Source organism: Pseudarthrobacter sp. BIM B-2242 (genome assembly GCF_014764445.1).
GTDB lineage: Bacteria > Actinomycetota > Actinomycetes > Actinomycetales > Micrococcaceae > Arthrobacter > Arthrobacter luteus_A.
Genome location: NZ_CP061721.1, coordinates 2,682,716 through 2,697,312, shown reverse-complemented (window position 1 = coordinate 2,697,312; position 14,597 = coordinate 2,682,716). Strand labels below are relative to the sequence as shown.

The following is a 14,597-nucleotide window of genomic DNA, read 5'->3' as shown; positions in this document are numbered from 1 at the left end:
TACCCGTTGGCCTCCAGCACTCACGCTTTGCGTGCCCGCCACGTCAGGGTCAGGTACGGCAGGGCGATGAGGTCCTGGGCGTTATGTCCCAGGTGCTCGTGCAGGTACCAGTCGAGGTTGGCCAGCACCTTGTTCCGGGTGGCCTCGCCTGCCCGCAGATAGTAGCTGCGCGACTTGGTCAGCTCAACGATGTCCGCTGTGCTGAGGCTGTCCTCCCAACGGGTCATGTGGCTTTCGAGGCCGTCGAATTCCAGGCCCACCACCGGCCGGAAGCCCGGCTTGTAGACGTCTCCTGCATGCATGATGCGCGACAACCTGTGCACCCACGGCACTGACGTATCCAGCTGGTTCCAGATCAGTCCCAAGGTTCCGCCCGGCCTGAGGATACGTGCAAGTTCCGTGCTGGCTGGCAGCGGATCGCACCAGTGCCAGGCCTGGGCAACGCTGACGACGTCGAACGCTGAGTCAGGCAGGCCGGTCGCCTCTGCGGTTCCCGGAGTTGCCGCGATCTCCGGATAATGCGCGCGGAGCTGTTCGAGCATATCGGCGGAGGGATCCACGGCTGCAACGCTCAGGCCCCGCTCCAGCAGGAGGGCGGCGAACTTGCCGGTTCCTGCTCCCACATCAACGGCATCACGCGCGCCTGACGGGACCAGCCAGTCCGCTGAATCGGCAGGGTAGCCGGGACGGACGCGCTGGTAGTGTTCGCCGCCGTCCTGGAAGCTCTGTGCGAGCTCCAGGCGGCGTCCGTGGTCAAGCCTGGGGCCACCCCGTGCCACGTGAGGCCTCCTTCAACTGATCACCATGGGTTTCCTTCGAATTTACCGCATGGCGGGGCAGCACCAGTCAGGGGCCGGAGCACTCACCCCGGGAACAACTCAGTCCGCAAACGCTCAGTCGTCCAGGCAAGGGGCCGCGCCGGCGGTGCCGGGCGTGTTGGGAGCCCAGTGGGGGTATACACGGGTGTCGTTGGCCGGAACCCAGCGGCCCGAATCCACCACATAGTCCCAGCCCAGGCCCGTGCGGCGGAGCTGTTCCAGGCCGGCGAGGAGCCGCTGGGCATCCTCCAGCCGGGAGCCCACACCGAAGCTGGCGCGCAGCGAACCGGACGGCAGGCCGAGGCGCTTCAGCAGCGGGTGCGCGCAGAAGCGGCCGTCCCGCAGGCCCACGCCGTGCTCGGCCGACAGATACGCGGCAACCAGTCCGGCGTCGTAACCGGCCACCGAGAAGTTCACCACGCCGATGGTGCCGGTGCCGGGGTCGGTGTCCGAGAAGATCTGGTGGACCGTCACACCGTCGATCTTTTGCAGCCCGTCCACCAGGTAGGACCGGATGCCCGCCTCATGGGCGTGCCAGCGGTCCTGGTCCAGCGACGCGATGACCTGCGTGGCGCGGGCCAGCGTGGCCGCACCCAGGACGTTGGGGGAGCCGCCCTCGTGGCGGGCCGGGCCGGTGGCCCAGCTGACGCCGTCGAGCCTTGCCTCACGGACGGCGCCGCCGCCTGCCAGGTGCGGGGTGCCGGCGTCGAGCCAGTCGGTGCGGCCCACCAGGACGCCCGCACCGAACGGCGCGTAGAGCTTGTGGCCGGAGAAGGCGAGGTAGTCCACGTCGTCGGCACTGATATTGATGCGCCGGTGCGGTGCGAGCTGCGCCGCATCCACCACGATGCGCGCACCGTACTCGTGCGCCAGGGCGGCGAGGGTGCGGACGGGCAGGATTTCGCCGGTGACGTTGGAGGCGCCCGTGACAGCGAGCAGGCTGACCTGGCCCTGCTGCAGTTCGGTACGGAGCGCCTCGACGGTCCCCGCGATGGTGGGTGCCGCTACAACGCTGCGGTGCGGTACTCCCTGCCACGGCAGGAGGTTGGCGTGGTGCTCGATATCGAGGTAGAGGACGTCGCCGGCGGGGCGTCCCTCCGTGTGCGGCAGGCACCCGGCGAGCAGGTTCAGCGAATCTGTGGTGTTCCGGGTGAAGATGACAGAATCGTCGGAGCGGCCGCCCACAAAATCCCGGACGATGTTGCGGGCGTTTTCATACACCGACGTGCTGATCTGCGATGCGTAGCCGGCCCCGCGGTGAACGCTGGCGTAGAACGGCAGGATCTCGTTGAGGTAGGCCGAGACCACCGAAAGGGCGGGGGCAGATGCACCGTAGTCCAGGTTGGCGTAGCGGACGTGGCCGCCCTGGATCAGCGGGGCCTGGATTTCGGCGCCGGTGACGGCGGAAAGGGGGCGTCCCGCAATGGCGGCCAGCTCGCTGGAAATGGCTGCGCTGGTGGTGTTCTGGATGGCGGGGGAGACGGTGGCAGTTGTCACGGAGACCTCACTTGAAAAGGACTCCCGATACCGGGAATCCGCGCTTGCCGGGTCCGTTCCGGACCGGCCTGGTCGTCACCCGGGGCACCCCGCCGCGAATGGAGGGTTGCCGGCCAGCAAACCGGGGTTTAGCGCTGGCACTCGTGACCTGTTAAAGAGCGTAGGACATCGCCGCCGCCGTCGAAAAGCCCAGCCCAATGTTAAGTACTTTGTTACGCGCATTCCGGAATTGGCGGATTAGCCGAAGATGCAAGCGGCGGGCACCCCCAAAAGGAGGTACCCGCCGTCGATAATTCGCAATTCCTTGCCTACAACAGATCGTCCAGGCTCGGGTTAAGCCGTTTGAGGACCTCGGAGTGCAGGATCGAGTTCGTGGCAAGCGCGTTGCCGCCGAACGGGCCGTCCTGCCCCTCCAGCGAGGTGAAGCGGCCGCCGGCCTCCACCACAATGGGCACCAAGGCCGCCATGTCGTACAGGTTCAGCTCCGGCTCGCAGGCGATATCCACCGAGCCCTCCGCCACCATGCAGTAGGACCAGAAATCGCCATACGCACGGGTGCGCCAGACGTCCTCGGTCAGGCCCAGGAATTCGTCAAGGTTGCCGCGTTCCTTCCAGCCGCCCAGGCTCGAGTAGGACAGCGAGGCGTCGGCAAGGTTGGACACGTTCGAGACACGAAGTCGGGTTGCAGCGGCGAGGGACCGGCCCATATACGCGCCCGCACCCTTTGCGGCCCACCAGCGTTTGCCCAGCGCGGGTGCACTGACCACCCCGACGACGGGTTCACCCTCGTCCACGAGGGCGATCAGGGTAGCCCACACGGGGACGCCCCGGACAAAGTTCTTGGTGCCGTCGATCGGATCAATGATCCACCGGCGTGATCCGTGTCCGGAGCTGCCGAATTCCTCACCGAGCACGGCGTCCCGGGGACGGGAACGGGACAGCTGGCCGCGAATGGCCTCCTCGGCCGACTTGTCCGCATCAGTGACTGGCGTCAGGTCCGGCTTGGTTTCGATGTGCAGGTCCAGCGCCTTGAAGCGGCTCATGGTCTGGTCATCCACGGAATCAGCCAGCACATGGGCCAGGCGGAGGTCATCGTTGTAGCTCGAAGCGGATTGGATCATGGTTCCAAACTACCGTCTAACGGCGGCGTGGTTGGGGAGGTCAGCTTCCTGGCGCTAGCTGATGCTGCCCAGTTCCTTGGTTTCCTGGCCTTCCAGCCGCGGGTCCGAGCCCAGCAGCCGCCGCAGGGACGTAAGACGGGCCGGTCCGGTGGGACCGGCCTTCCCCTCGGCCACCCACGAGTCCAGCCCGCAGTTGACGGCGGCGGCGTTGTGTTTGCAGCCCCGCTCGCAGGCATCCGTGCCCGGTTCCAGGTCCGGGAAGGACCGCAGGATCCGGTCCGGGTCCACGTGCGCCAAGCCGAACGAACGGATGCCTGGGGTGTCGATGATCCAGCTGCCCGCAGGCGCGCCCGTCAGTTTCAGGGCAAGGGCCGACGACGATGTGTGGCGGCCGCGGCCGGTCACCGCGTTCACGCCACCGGTCGCCCGTTCGGCGCCGGTAAGTGCGTTGACCATGGTGGACTTGCCCACGCCGGAATGGCCCAGCATGACCGACACCTTGCCCTCGAGGTACGCGCGGAGCTGCGAAACTGCATCACTGTTCAGGCGGGCCGAGAGGCCGTCATCGGAGCGGGCATCGATGCCCGAGGCCGCGGAGTCCGACGTGCGGCTGATGATTACCGGGAAGTCCAGGTGCTCATAGTTGGACAACAGTTCGGCGGGATCCTTGACGTCCGCTTTGGTGACGAGCAGCAGCGGCTCAATGCCGGCGTCGTACGCGGCCACCAGGGCGCGGTCGATAAACCCGGTGCGCGGCTCCGGGTTCGCGGCGGCCACCACCACAACCAGCTGATCGGCGTTGGCCACCACCGCACGCTCGATCGGATCCGTGTCATCGGCGCTGCGCCGCAGCAACGTGCGGCGGTCCTGGATCCGGACCAGCCGGGCCAGGGTGTCGGGCTCGCCGGAGACGTCCCCCACCAGGGACACGAAGTCGCCGGCCACCACGGGGGACCGGCGCAGTTCCCGGGCCCGCGCTGCGATGATGATCCGCTCATCGCCCGAGTCCTCGCCCACGACGGCGGTGTAACGGCCCCGGTCCACGGTAATGATGCGGCCCGTGACGGCGTCGTCGTGGCTGGGGCGGTCTTTGGTGCGGGGCCTTGAACCCTTTTTGCTGGGCCGGATCCGGACGTCGGATTCGTCCCAGGAATCAGTGCTGCGGGCCACCGCTGAAACCTTCCGCTCCGTCACCGGACGCGTTGCCCTGCGCCAGCATGTCGGCCCACATCTGCGGGAACTCCGGCATGGTCTTGGCGGTGGTGGCGATGTCCTGCACTTCGATGCCCGGCACGGCCAGGCCCAGGATGGCTCCGGCTGTGGCCATCCGGTGGTCCGCGTACGTGTGTACGACGCCGGCACGCAGCGTGGCCGGGCGGATCACCAGTCCATCGCTGGTTTCCTCGGCGTCGCCGCCGAGCCGGTTGATTTCGGTGACCAGGGCTGCCAGCCGGTCCGTCTCGTGGCCGCGCAGATGGGCGATGCCGGTCAGCCGGGATGGTCCGCTGGCCAAGGCACAAAGGGCCGCCAGCGTGGGCGCGAGCTCGCTGGTCTCGTGAAAATCAGCGCCCTTGATCTCAGGGCCGCCTGTCACTGTCAGTACGCCGTCAGTCAGGCTGACGGTCGCGCCCATGTCCGCCAGGATGCTGCGCCAGAGATCCCCGACCTGGGTAGTTCCTGTGGGCCAGTTCGGGATCCTCACAGTACCCCGTGTGGCCAAAGCCGCGGCCAGGAACGGACCCGCGTTGGAGAGGTCCTGTTCTATCCGCTGGTCAAAGGCACGGATGGGTCCGGGGGACACCATCCAGTGGTTGGGGACGGAATCGTCCACCGACACACCCGCGCCGCGCAGGACCGCCACCGTCATGTTGATGTGGTCCAGGCTGGGCACCGTGTCACCCGCGTGCTCCAGGTGCAGCCCTTCGGTGAACCGCGCACCCACCAGAAGGAGGGCAGAAACGAACTGTGATGATGCGCTGGCGTCAATCACCAGGTGGCCGCCCCGGACTTCCCCTGTGCCCTCAACGGTGAACGGCAGTGCGGAGGGGGTGCCGCCGTCGCCCGCTGTCACGTGCACGCCGAGCCCCTGAAGCGCCTCAATGATGGGGCCCATGGGACGCTTGCGCGCGTGCGGGTCGCCGTCGAAAACGCCGGCACCCTTCCGCAGCGCCGCAAGCGGCGGCACGAAACGCATCACTGTTCCAGCCAGGCCGCAGTCAATGTGCGTCCGTGACGACGGCGCCGCCTGGCTCAGGGGCGTCACCTCAAGGTCCGGCCCGAACGCCCCGTCACCCGGCACCTCGGTAATGGTGGCGCCCAAGTTGCGGAGCGCTTCGATCATCAGGGCGGAGTCGCGGGAATGCAGCGGCGCCCGCAGCCGCGAAGGTCCGTCGGCCAGCGCGGCCAGCACCAGGAACCTGTTGGTCAGCGACTTCGAACCAGGCACCGTGACAGTGGCGTTGATCGGACGGCCAGCAAACGGGGCAGGCCAGTTCGGAACTGTTTCAGTGGAAGGTTGCGGATCAGCTGCGGGCAGGGTGGAACCGGTCATTCGTCCTTACGCCCCCGTTGCGTGCACGGCGCGGCGTACGGCCTTGTCTGCCTCGTGAATCTTCTTGCCGGTGGTCTTCCGGGCCACCGCAGCAGTTTTCCGCGCGTCGGCAGCGATGTGCTCGGCGCGCCAGGCGAGGCCCGGCTTACCGGCGGTGTCCACGGACGCAAGCAGGGCGCCGCCGCTCAGCGAAACGTTCTTGAGGAGCTGGTTGCGGCGCGCTTCGCGGCCTTCCTTGGTGCTGATGTCCGCGCTGCGCCATTCCACAAAAGTGTTCAGCAGCGAAATGACAGTCAGCAGGGTGGCGGAGAGGCGGCTGAACTTGCCCAGGCCGAACAGAAGGCCGGCACCCACCTGCGTGCCGCCGATCACCCGCGCCAGCATTTTCTCGTCCGCCTGGAACGGCAGCGATGCAGCGGCCTTCTGCAGCAGCGGTGAGAGCTGCGTGGCGGTGTCGTCTGCGTTCTTGAGCTTATCCAATCCTGCGATGACGAAACTGGAAGCCAGCATGGGCCGGGCGAGGGTGCGGACAAAGGACATGAATTTCCTCCTGGGTGGACGAACCGCGTCGGGTGCGGCGGAGTCCGTTCTAGTCTTGCACTTTTGGGGAATATTTGCCTGCCGCTCAGGGTTATCGATTTCAGGTCCCCGGGACGGCCGTAGCCGTAGCTTGTTGGATTTTGCCTGGCACGTGCTGACCTGATTCGTGTTGGTCTTGATGAGAGTGGAGTCGCGCTTGAGGTTGTTGAAGGACGGGCAGGAAAGAACCGGGCCCTTGGTAATGCAGGCTCTGGAAACCGATCCTCCGGAGTATGGAACGCCGCGTGCCAAAGCCGTCACAGTAGACTTGGGCGCAATGAGTACCGTGGATCCGGCCCTTGAGGCCATGTATGAGGCCTCGCGACGCGGCGCCAAACCCAGTGACGTGCAGCCCGACGCCCCGGTGCCCGTACCTGACGAACCAGCGCCCGGGTCTCCGGCGGCAGAATCCGGTTCAACCGAGCAGGCCGTTGATATCGCCACTGAGTCGGCCGAAGAACGGCGCATCCGCTTTGAACGGGACGCCATGCAGTACGTGGACCAGCTTTACTCCGCCGCCATGCGTATGGCGCGGAACCCGGCTGACGCGGAGGACCTGGTGCAGGAGGCGTACACCAAGGCATTCTCGGCGTTCCATCAGTACAAGCCCGGCACCAACCTCAAAGCCTGGCTCTACCGGATCCTGACCAACACGTACATCAATCTCTACCGGAAACGGCAGCGGGAGCCGTTGCAGTCCAACTCGGACACCATCGAGGACTGGCAACTGGCGAGGGCGGAATCGCACACGTCCCGTGGCCTGCGCTCGGCCGAAGCTGAGGCGCTGGACCATCTGCCCGACTCCGACGTCAAGCGCGCACTTCAGGCCATCCCCGAGGAGTTCCGCCTGGCGGTGTACTTTGCCGACGTAGAGGGCTTCGCGTACAAGGAAATTTCAGACATCATGAACACGCCCATCGGCACCGTGATGTCCCGGCTCCACCGCGGCCGGAAAATGTTGCGGGACCTGCTGGCGGATTACGCCGCCGAACGAGGATTCAAAGGCGCCGTCGATTCACAGGACACGGCCGCGGACAAAAAACAGGAGAACAGGAAATGAGCGACTGCCAAGGATTGGGCGACTGCGATGACACCCGGATGCAACGCATCTACGAGTATCTCGACGGAGCCCTGACCCGCGAGGACATTGCGGAAATCAAGCACCACCTCGATGACTGCCCGGAATGCACCGAGCAATACGACTTGGAGTGCGTCATCCGCAAAGTGGTCAAGCGCTCCTGCACAGAGGCCGCGCCGGATAACCTGAAAAACGCCATTCTGGACCGGATCCACGCTATCCGGCCCGTGGACGCCTGAGCGCAGGCATCCTGCAGCAGGCTTTGGCACTGCAGGCATAGACGAAGGACCCCGGCAGCCAGGTGGCTGCCGGGGTCCTTCGCTTAAACCGTTACTCCAAGCATTGGCTTAGGTGTTGGGGCGCTTCCCGTGGTTCGCGCCGCCACGCTTACGGTCACGACGTTTACGTGCACGCTTGCTCATAGCTGGCCTCCTTAAATGTTGGTACTCAAAAGAGCTGCCCTCAAGTCTCCCACACCATGGGACACGCAGCGAAACGCGAAACGCCTCCCGTAAACAACGCCGACCTGCGGCTCAGCCCGGCAGGGAGTTACGGATGGAGATACGCGCCTGGTCAAGGACCGTCCTGACGGTTTCCAAGGTGACAGGACTGAGCGGCTGCCGGCTGGCCTGGAGGCGAAGTTCCACACGCAAATCGTCCCGGAACGCCTGGAGCAGCATTTCGGCTTCCTTGAGTTCGCGAACCCCTTCGGATGGCTGCTTGGTTCCGGCCTTCCTGAAGTCGGCGGCGCGGGCCGTGGAGCGGGCCGCCTCGGCCGTGGCGGCGAGATCCGCGCGCAGTCCGCGCATGTTGGTGCGGATGTCCGCACGCAGGTTGTCCGCCAGCCGCCGGACCGATGCGGAAATGTCATTCTCGACGCCGGCGAGTTCGTCCCGCCGCTTGTTCAGTTCCGCGAGCCCGGCTTCAGTGATGCGGTAGTTGGTGCGGCGGCCCTCCGTCTCTGTGGCCACCAGTCCTTCCTCTTCCAGCTTCCCCAGCCGGGGATAGATGGTACCGGCGCTGGGGGAGTACGTGCCGCCAAACCGCTCACTGAGCGCCTTGATAAGTTCGTAGCCATGCTTCGGCCCGGATTCCAGCAGAGCCAGGAGGTACAGCCGCAGCGCGCCATGGGCGAATACCGGGGGCATCAGTCCCCTGCTTCCGGTTCTTGGGCCCGCTCGTTGTGGGCCGGCAGGCCGTGGAAGATGGACGTTTTGCCGGAAACTGAGTTGGTGCGGACCAGCATCAGCTTGCCGTCGGGGCCGGCGATGGTTTCCACTTTGCCGCCGGGCTGGGAGTACTGGTGGTCGTCGATCACCACCACTCCGCTGGCAGATTTTGCCACGATGTCCACGCCGACGTCGTGCGGCAGCCTGATGGTGACGTCGCCTGAGACGGAGTTGGCGCCGAAATCGTTTGTGAAGCTGAGCAGGTCGAAGCTCATATCGCCGCTGACGGTGTTGGCACGGATGTTGCTGAACCGGCCGGAAGCCGTAACTTCACCGGAGACGCTCTTGGCGGTCAGGACGCCGTCGTGGTTCCTGGCGATGACCTCGCCGCTGACGGTGTTGACGTGAAGCTCGCCGGCCGTCCCGTCGGCCATGACGGAACCGGAAACCGTGTTGAGCCGGGTGTGTCCGCTGATCCCGGAAACCAGGCCGTCACCGCTGACGGTGCCCGCCTCCACGTCCACGCCGGCCGGCACCGCGATGCTGATGACCGCAGAATTATTGCTGTTGTGGTTGACGGTGCCCATCAGGTTTTTGAACCAGCCCTGCGGGCCGTGGAGCTGATGGCGGACCTCCAGCCTGCCCTCCGTCAAGGACACGGCCACAGGGTCACCATGAACCTCGCTGATTTCCACGCGGGTCACAGGGTCCGCGTGCGTGACAACGTCGAACCTGCCGCGGACCATGCCGAGTTTCAGTGACCTGACGCCGTCGACGTCGATGACTTGCGGACCGGTGACGGTCCAGCTGTTCTCTGCCATGAATCCTCCAAGACCGCGATATATCGTGACTGACTACTTCAAGATACAACGGGACCCGGCACCGGTCAAGATATATCGCGAACCGGAAAGCGGTTGGGCAGTGAGAGAGGGTTTGGGAAAAACCCGCATTAAGTGAGAGAGCGTCGAGGGGGAGCGCGTTACTCGGGGGCGTCCAGTTTCAACCATTGGAACCAGCCGCGGTGCAGGACCAGCCAGGCCATCAGCCCGTACCCGGCCTGACCGGGAGTGCCGCTGTTCGCGGCGAGGTCCTGCCTCCACTGTTCGTGGTTCAGGAGCGGGGAGAACGTGTCCACGTAGAGGTGCTTGCGCCGGGTGGTGACGTCGGCAAAGGCGGTATTCAACTCGGCGAGCCGCCTGTTCTGGGCCGGGTCAAGGGTAGGAGGCGGCCCCACCACGAAGACTTCGATCCGGTTCTGTGAGGCGGTATCCAGGATGTTGGCCAGGTTCAGGCGGCTCCGGGCTGTCGAGAGGCCGAATTCGATGTCCCGGCCGGACAGCCCGATCACCAGGCGGTTCTCGTGGTTGGCGCCGAACCGGCGCCCTGCTTCTTCCAGCCAGCGGGCAGCGAGTCCCTCGGTTCCTTCCTGGGGACAGGGAAGCGCATAACTTTCCATGGCCAGGCCGTCCTGCGGAGTGCGGGCCAGGACGCGGCCAAGCCAGCCGAGTGCCCTGGGATCGCCCAGCCCGGCCAGCAGTTCATCTCCAACAGCTGCGAGCCGCAGCTTCCTGTCTTCCACAAGTCCCTCTTAACGTCCGTGCCAACTGGTGCCAATTGGCGTGGCTATGGTTCATCCCATTAAACAGAACTGCCCGGCCGGAGTCTGGTATTTCGACGTCCGGCCGGGCAGCCACTGGTATTACTTCCGTGCAAATGCCAGCTTCAGGAGCGTGTCCTTCTCTTTGGCATGCCGCTTCATGGAGCCGGCAGCCGTTGAAGCCGATGCGGGACGCGAGACCAGGCGGACGCGCCGGTCCAGCGCCTCCGGAAGGTTCAGGCCCATGAACGGCCACGGTCCCTGGTTGGCAGGTTCGTCCTGTGCCCAGACAACCTCCGCGTTGGGGTACTTCGCCAGTTCCGCGGCGATTTCCTTGTGCGGCAGCGGGTACAGCTGCTCCACGCGGACAATCGCGGTGGTCTTGTCGTCGGTCTTCTGCCGGGTTGACAGAAGGTCGTAGTACAGGCGGCCGGAAACCAGCAGGACACGTTCGACGGCGTTTGCCGCGAGCTGCTCGTGGTCACCGATGACCGGCCGGAAGCCGCCGGTGGTGAAGTCCTCCACGGACGAGGCCGCAGCCTTGAGGCGCAGCAGCTGCTTCGGTGTGAAGATGATCAGCGGCTTGCGCGGGCGGCTGTAAGCCTGGCGGCGCAGCAGGTGGAAGTGCGAGGCGGCCGTCGTGGGGTTGGCCACGATCATGTTCTCTTCGGCGCACATCTGCAGGAAGCGCTCGATCCGGGCCGAGGAGTGGTCCGGGCCCTGGCCTTCGTAGCCGTGCGGCAGCATCAGGACCAGGGAGGAGCGCTGGCCCCACTTCTGTTCGGCCGAGGAGATGAACTCATCGATGATGGTCTGCGCGCCGTTGACGAAGTCACCGAACTGCGCTTCCCACAGCACCAGGGCATCGGGGCGCTCCACGGAGTACCCGTATTCGAAGCCCATGGCGGCGTATTCGGACAGCAGCGAATCGTAGATCCACAGCTTTGCCTGGTTGTCCGAGAGGTTGCCCAGGGGCAGCCATTCGTTGCCGTTGGCGCGGTCATGGAACACGGCGTGGCGCTGCACAAACGTGCCGCGGCGCGAGTCCTGGCCGGCGAGCCGGACGGGGACGCCTTCCATGATCAGCGAGCCGAAGGCCGCGATTTCGCCAAAGCCCCAGTCAATGCCGCCCTCGCGGGACATCTGCTCGCGCTTCTCGAGCAGCTGCTTGAGCTTGCCGTGGACCGTGAAGCCCTCGGGGATTTCGATGTGCGCCTGGCCGATCCGTGCCAGCATTTCCGCCGGGATGGCGGTGGACGCCGGGGCGTTGGTGCCAACATCGGACTGCTGTGCGATAGGACGCTCAATGTCCGAGACGGCAGCGGAGTCCGCGGTGATGATCGGGATGGGCGAGGTCTGGGCGGCGTGGGTTTCGGCGAAGACCCGTTCCAGCCGTTCCTGGTAGTCGCGGAGCAGCTGCTCTGCTTCTTCCTCGGTGATATCGCCACGGCCGATGAGGGCCTCGGTGTACAGCTTGCGGACGGAGCGCTTGGCTTCGATCAGGTTGTACATCATGGGCTGCGTCATCGAAGGGTCATCGCCCTCGTTGTGGCCACGGCGGCGGTAGCACACCATGTCGATCACAACGTCCTTGTGGAAGCGCTGGCGGAACTCGTAGGCGAGCTGGCCAATGCGGACAACGGCTTCGGGATCGTCACCGTTCACGTGGAACACCGGAGCCTGGATCATCTTGGCGACGTCCGTGGAGTAGGTGGACGAGCGCGAGGATGAGGGGGCCGTGGTGAAGCCGACCTGGTTGTTGACTACCACGTGGATGGTGCCGCCGGTGCGGTAACCGCGCAGCTGGGACAGGTTCAGGGTTTCAGCAACCACGCCCTGGCCGGCGAAAGCAGCGTCGCCGTGGACCATGATGGGCAGGACCGGGAAGGCCGAGCCCTGGTCCAGGCGGTCCTGCTTGGCGCGGACGATGCCCTCAAGCACGGAGTCCACAGCTTCAAGGTGGGACGGGTTGGCGGCCAGGTAAACCTTGGTCTCGTTGCCGTTTTCGGAGGTGAAGGTGCCTTCGGTACCGAGGTGGTACTTCACGTCGCCTGACCCCTGCACGGAGCGGGGATCCTGGGTGCCTTCGAATTCGCGGAACACCTGTGCGTAGGTCTTGCCGGCGATGTTGGTCAGCACGTTCAGGCGGCCACGGTGGGCCATGCCGATGGCAACCTCATCCAGGCCGTCGTCGGCGGCGTCGGAAATGATGGCATCCAGCAGCGGAATCAGGGATTCGCCGCCTTCGAGGGAGAAGCGCTTCTGGCCAACGAACTTCGTCTGCAGGAAGGTTTCGAACGCTTCTGCGGCATTGAGCCTGGACACAATCCGCAGCTGCTCTTCGCGGCTGGGCTTGGAGTACTCGTGCTCAAGCTGGTCCTGGAACCACTTGCGCTCTTCCGGCTCCTGGATGTGCATGTATTCAATGCCCGTGGTGCGGCAGTAAGCGTCGCGGAGCACGCCGAGGATGTCGCGGAACTTGAGCATGGGCGCGCCGCCGAAGCCGCCGGTGGGCCACTCGCGGTCGAGGTCCCAGAGCGTCAGCCCGTAGGTCAGGACATCAAGGTCCGGGTGCTTGCGCTGGACGTACTCCAGCGGATCGGTGTCAGCCATCAGGTGGCCGCGCACGCGGTAGGAGTGGATCAGCTGCTGGATCCGGGCAACCTTGTTGATTTCGTCAGCGGGATCGACCTGCAGGTCGGGGCTCCAGCGAACGGGCTCGTACGGGATGCGCAGCGACTCGAAGATCTCATCGTAGAAGTTCTGGGCGCCGAGTAGCAGCTGGTGGACCAGTTTCAGGAACTCGCCGCTGCCGGCACCCTGGATGACGCGGTGGTCATAGGTGGAAGTGAGCGTGAGGACCTTGCTGATGGCGTTGTGCGCGATGATCTTTTCGCTCGCACCCTGGAACTCCGCCGGGTAGTCCAAAGCGCCGACGCCGATGATGGCGGCCTGGCCCTTGGAGAGGCGCGGCACGGAGTGCACGGTGCCGATGCCGCCGGGGTTGGTCAGGGATACGGTGGTGCCCTGGTGGTCGTCAGCGGTCAGCTTGCCGGCGCGGGCGCGCTTGATCAGGTCCTCGTAGGTGTGCCAGAACTCGGAGAAGTTGAGGGTCTCCGCCTTCTTGATGTTCGGCACCATCAGCAGGCGGGTGCCGTCAGGCTTCGGCATGTCGATGGCGATGCCGAAGTTCACATGCGCAGGCTGGACGGCGACAGGCTTGCCGTCCACTTCGTCGTAGTAGACGTTCATGGAGGGGAACTGGGCAAGCGCGCGGATGACGGCGTAGCCAATCAGGTGCGTGAAGGAGACCTTGCCGCCGCGTGCGCGGGCCAGATTCGAGTTGATGACAACGCGGTTGTCGATCAGCAGCTTCGCCGGGATGGCCCGGACGCTGGTGGCGGTGGGAACCTCGAGGCTGGTGACCATGTTGGTGGCAATGGCCTTGGCCGGTCCGCGGAGGACAGAAACGACGTCTTCCTCGGGGGCCGTGGGGGCCTTGACATTCTTGGGCAGCTGCGCGGGAATCGGCGGGGTGGTGCTGCCGGCGTCGGTCTTCTTCGCACCATCGCGGGCAACCGTGGCGGGGGCTTTCTTGGCAGCTGCCGGGGCGGCTGCGGGTGCTGCGGGCTGTGCCGCCGGCGACGATGCCGGGGCAGGTGCAGCGGGTGCCGCAGACGGAGCTACGGCAGGCATTTCACGTGTGGCGGGATTGGCCGCGGCGGCAGCCGTGCTCCCGTTGGAAGACGATTCGCTGCCCGAGTCGAAGGATTCGAACAGGGGCCACCACTTGGCGTCCACAGTGTTCTTGTCCTTCTGGTACTGCTCGTACAGTTCGTCCACGAGCCACTCGTTTCCGCCAAATTCCTCTGGTAGACGGTGGCTAGGCTGCTCTGGCACTTGAATTACGCCTCTTCCATGAGTTTGGTTTTCTGGCCGCCAAGGTGCCTGTAGCACAACAATCGAACCAGTCTCTGCGTCCTGAACCCGGACCTTTGCCAGTCTAATGAGCATTCCGCGTTAACTGCCAATAACGGTGACCCAAATCATGGAATGACGCCGCGATCACGAAATGTGGCGTTTTGGGGGGACGCGGAAGGCGCAATCCGCTCCTGTAGACTGACCTTCTTATGGACAGTAAATCTAGGTGCCGGCCTGGGGGCTGTCAGCGAAGCAAAAACAACAGC

At 65.2% G+C, this 14,597-nt stretch carries 13 protein-coding genes and 1 riboswitch; of the genes, 2 read left to right on the top strand and 11 right to left on the bottom strand.

Translation table 11 applies throughout. The annotated features are described in order from the left end of the window. Positions 1 to 20: 20 nt before the first annotated feature. The 6 genes from IDT60_RS12395 to IDT60_RS12370 form a co-directional block, all read right to left on the bottom strand. Positions 21 to 779 (bottom strand): class I SAM-dependent methyltransferase, encoded by a 759-nt coding sequence (locus IDT60_RS12395; protein WP_191079291.1) that lies wholly within the window; start codon positions 777 to 779, stop codon positions 21 to 23. 114 nt (positions 780 to 893) lie between these two features. After that, positions 894 to 2,315 carry an aminotransferase class V-fold PLP-dependent enzyme gene (locus IDT60_RS12390; protein ID WP_191079290.1) on the bottom strand — a complete coding sequence of 474 codons (1,422 nt, stop codon included), beginning with the start codon at positions 2,313 to 2,315 and terminating at the stop codon, positions 894 to 896. 35 nt (positions 2,316 to 2,350) lie between these two features. After that, positions 2,351 to 2,464: riboswitch (SAM riboswitch) on the bottom strand. 159 nt (positions 2,465 to 2,623) lie between these two features. Further along, positions 2,624 to 3,436 carry a histidinol-phosphatase gene (gene hisN, locus IDT60_RS12385; RefSeq protein ID WP_191079289.1) on the bottom strand — a complete coding sequence of 271 codons (813 nt, stop codon included), beginning with the start codon at positions 3,434 to 3,436 and terminating at the stop codon, positions 2,624 to 2,626. 54 nt (positions 3,437 to 3,490) lie between these two features. Beyond that, a complete protein-coding gene (gene rsgA, locus IDT60_RS12380; protein ID WP_191079288.1) occupies positions 3,491 to 4,606 on the bottom strand; it encodes a ribosome small subunit-dependent GTPase A in 1,116 nt (371 codons plus the stop codon). Beyond that, positions 4,590 to 5,987, bottom strand: a complete 1,398-nt coding sequence (gene aroA / locus IDT60_RS12375; protein WP_191079287.1) for a 3-phosphoshikimate 1-carboxyvinyltransferase — start codon at positions 5,985 to 5,987, stop codon at positions 4,590 to 4,592. The genes rsgA and aroA overlap by 17 nt, the downstream gene beginning before the upstream one ends. A gap of 6 nt (positions 5,988 to 5,993) precedes the next feature. Then, entirely contained in the window at positions 5,994 to 6,527 is a 534-nt protein-coding gene (locus tag IDT60_RS12370) for a DoxX family protein (protein WP_191079286.1), read from the bottom strand. A 241-nt stretch (positions 6,528 to 6,768) separates the two neighbouring features. Between IDT60_RS12370 and IDT60_RS12365 the strand changes: the two genes are divergently transcribed. Further along, a complete protein-coding gene (locus IDT60_RS12365) occupies positions 6,769 to 7,626 on the top strand; it encodes a sigma-70 family RNA polymerase sigma factor (RefSeq protein WP_370590750.1) in 858 nt (285 codons plus the stop codon). Next, the gene (rsrA, locus tag IDT60_RS12360) at positions 7,623 to 7,883 is read left to right on the top strand and encodes a mycothiol system anti-sigma-R factor (protein WP_164198957.1); all 261 of its coding nucleotides are present in this window, start codon (positions 7,623 to 7,625) and stop codon (positions 7,881 to 7,883) included. Before IDT60_RS12365 ends, rsrA begins: the two co-directional genes overlap by 4 nt. A gap of 108 nt (positions 7,884 to 7,991) precedes the next feature. Here rsrA and IDT60_RS23560 read toward each other — a convergent pair whose 3' ends face one another. From IDT60_RS23560 to IDT60_RS12340, 5 genes are all read right to left on the bottom strand, one after another. Continuing rightward, positions 7,992 to 8,066, bottom strand: coding sequence for a 50S ribosomal protein bL37 (locus tag IDT60_RS23560; RefSeq protein ID WP_369299106.1), 75 nt, complete (start codon positions 8,064 to 8,066; stop codon positions 7,992 to 7,994). 111 nt (positions 8,067 to 8,177) lie between these two features. Next, positions 8,178 to 8,792, bottom strand: a complete 615-nt coding sequence (locus IDT60_RS12355) for a PadR family transcriptional regulator (protein WP_191079285.1) — start codon at positions 8,790 to 8,792, stop codon at positions 8,178 to 8,180. Then, on the bottom strand, positions 8,792 to 9,634 hold the full coding sequence (locus IDT60_RS12350) for a DUF4097 family beta strand repeat-containing protein (protein WP_191079284.1): 843 nt from the start codon (positions 9,632 to 9,634) through the stop codon (positions 8,792 to 8,794). The genes IDT60_RS12355 and IDT60_RS12350 overlap by 1 nt, the downstream gene beginning before the upstream one ends. A gap of 158 nt (positions 9,635 to 9,792) precedes the next feature. Then, positions 9,793 to 10,392 carry a GDSL-type esterase/lipase family protein gene (locus tag IDT60_RS12345; protein WP_164198963.1) on the bottom strand — a complete coding sequence of 200 codons (600 nt, stop codon included), beginning with the start codon at positions 10,390 to 10,392 and terminating at the stop codon, positions 9,793 to 9,795. Between the two features lie 120 nt (positions 10,393 to 10,512). Further along, positions 10,513 to 14,310, bottom strand: coding sequence for a multifunctional oxoglutarate decarboxylase/oxoglutarate dehydrogenase thiamine pyrophosphate-binding subunit/dihydrolipoyllysine-residue succinyltransferase subunit (locus IDT60_RS12340; protein WP_191079283.1), 3,798 nt, complete (start codon positions 14,308 to 14,310; stop codon positions 10,513 to 10,515). Positions 14,311 to 14,597 lie beyond the last annotated feature (287 nt).